Origin of the sequence: Bathymodiolus heckerae thiotrophic gill symbiont, from assembly GCF_900180345.1 — a bacterium.
Classification (GTDB): Bacteria; Pseudomonadota; Gammaproteobacteria; order PS1; family Pseudothioglobaceae; genus Thiodubiliella.
In genome coordinates this window covers 1-1,260 of the sequence record NZ_FXLV01000100.1, presented here as the reverse complement: position 1 = coordinate 1,260, position 1,260 = coordinate 1, and the positions used below count along the sequence as shown (strand labels likewise).

At 38.7% G+C, this 1,260-nt stretch carries 1 protein-coding gene; it reads left to right on the top strand.

Features of this window, described 5'->3' with window-relative positions:
* The first annotated feature begins 64 nt into the window (after positions 1-64).
* Positions 65-1,245, top strand: a protein-coding gene (locus tag CRYPD_RS07680; RefSeq protein WP_138146982.1) for an IS3 family transposase whose coding sequence is annotated in 2 segments (ribosomal slippage) — positions 65-353 and positions 353-1,245 — 1,182 coding nt in all. Because the reading frame shifts where the segments join, the coding sequence is not laid out codon by codon here.
* Positions 1,246-1,260: the final 15 nt, after the last annotated feature.

Here is a 1,260-nt window from a genome sequence, read left to right as displayed (position 1 = left end):
TGTAATGATCTAACTTTCTTAGACACAAAGATAGCCTTATAATACAAAAAATAAGGAGGTCAAAATGACGCAAATAATAAAAACCAGAAAAGAGAGAATAAATCTAACAATTGAGCAAAAATTAGACTATGCCAAGCTCATGGTGCATGAGAATTACACCAACAAAAAAATCATGGCGATATCAGGTGCCGGTCTATCGGCAGTTACAAGATGGAAGAAGCAATATCTGGCAGAGATTAGCGGAAATACGCCAGAATATGGCAAAGCCATGACGCTAGAACAACAAGAAATTCAATCACTCAAGAAACAATTATGGCGCTCACAAAGGGATAATGAAATCTTAAAAAAAGCAACAGCCTTGTTCGCAGTGGGCAATCAAAACACACTATGATTGCTAAAATGAACAAGGCTTGTAGACAATACAACACCAAGGAATTGTGTCAATTACTCAAGCTTCCTCGTAGTAGTTATTATTATCAAATCAAAGACAAGCCAGCAAGTGCCAACACCAGTGCCATGATTGAATTTATCAAGCAAACTGTCATTGAAGTTGGGCACACTTACGGCAAACGTAGAATGAAAATAACACTAAATAACCAAGGTTACCAAATTGGCATTTATCAAACTGCAACACTAATGAAAAAAGCCAATGTAGTTGCCATACGCCCAAGAAAACGTCATTATTACCCCAATGCTGGACTTATGCACAAAAAGGCAGAAAATCTACTCAATCGTGAGTTTGAGCAGCAAACAATAAACACCCACTGGGTGGGTGATATTACCTATATCAAGACTTATCAAGGTTGGAGCTATTTAGCCAGTGTACTTGATTTAAGCTCGAAGCAAGTTGTTGGCTGGGCATTATCAAAACAGCCGAATGCTCAGCTGGCAAAGGACGCGCTAAGTAATGCTATAGCGCGGCATCAGCCGAATGGCAGCAAACTTATGTTTCATTCTGATCAAGGCGTACAATACTGCGCGAACATGTTCGCGCAGTATTGCAACAGCAAAAACATTATTCAAAGCATGAGCAGACGGGGTAATTGTTGGGACAATGCGGTCATGGAGAGGTTTTTTAGAAGTCTCAAGACTGAAAGGTTAAACTATCAAAGCTTTGCCAATCATCAAGAAGTAGTGGAAAATGTAGAGAGTTATATTTATTTTTACAATTACAAAAGGATTCATTCAGCTATTGGGTATTTAACCCCAGCAGAAAAGATGGCTGAATTGAAAAAAGTGGCTTGAAATGTGTCCAAGTTG